Origin of the sequence: Xenorhabdus khoisanae, assembly GCF_001037465.1 — a bacterium.
GTDB lineage: Bacteria > Pseudomonadota > Gammaproteobacteria > Enterobacterales > Enterobacteriaceae > Xenorhabdus > Xenorhabdus khoisanae.
Genome location: NZ_LFCV01000186.1, coordinates 1 through 783, shown reverse-complemented (window position 1 = coordinate 783; position 783 = coordinate 1). Strand labels below are relative to the sequence as shown.

Annotated in this window: 2 protein-coding genes; both read left to right on the top strand. The window is 49.7% G+C overall.

Annotated elements, in window-relative coordinates:
• Positions 1-577: phage major capsid protein (locus AB204_RS19705; protein WP_047965093.1), on the top strand; the 577-nt coding region annotated here is incomplete at its 5' end.
• Positions 578-620: 43 nt separating this feature from the next.
• Positions 621-783, top strand: a 163-nt coding sequence (locus AB204_RS19700; RefSeq protein ID WP_047965092.1) for an HK97 family phage prohead protease, incomplete at its 3' end; no start/stop codon positions are given.

Here is a 783-nt window from a genome sequence, read left to right as displayed (position 1 = left end):
TATCTTGGGCTGGCTGACATCTGAGATTGCCGATACGTTCGTGGATACCGAAGAAACGGATCTGGTGAGCGGTGACGGCAGCAAGAAAGCCAAAGGCTTCCTGTCTTATCCCCGTGATACCCAAGCCGACAAGGTACGTGCATTCGGTACGCTGCAAAAGCTGGAAGCAGCCAGCCTTGAGGCGGATAGTCTGATTGACCTTAAATTCCTGCTCAAGAACAAATACCGCAAGAACTCAGTGTGGGTAATGAATTCCACAACCGCCGCCCATGTGCAGAAGCTGAAAAACGGCAACGGCGATTATATCTGGCGTGAGCGTCTGCAAGCGGGCGATCCCGATATGTTGCTGGGCTTGCCTGTTCATTACCTCGAATTTATGCCGGATAACATCATTGGTCTGGGTGACTTCAAACGCGGTTATTTCATTATTGACCATCAAACGGGCATCCGTACTCGCCCTGACAATATCACCGAGCCGGGATTCTATAAGGTACATACCGATAAATATTTAGGCGGTGGGCTGGTGGACTCCAACGCTATCAAAGTGCTGGAAATCAAAGGCACGAAAGCGGGTTAACGATAAGGGGCGCGATGCCCCTTTATAGTCTTGGAGTCTATCGATGAAGAATGATTTTGAAATCCGCACTGCTTCACTGTCTGCCAGTGAGAAGAAACTAACCGGTTACGTGGTCAAGTGGAGTAGTCGATCACATTTGCTATGGGATGAATTTGTCGAACAGTTCGCCCCGAATGCGTTTAGTGCCAGCTTAACTTCTGGCGTCG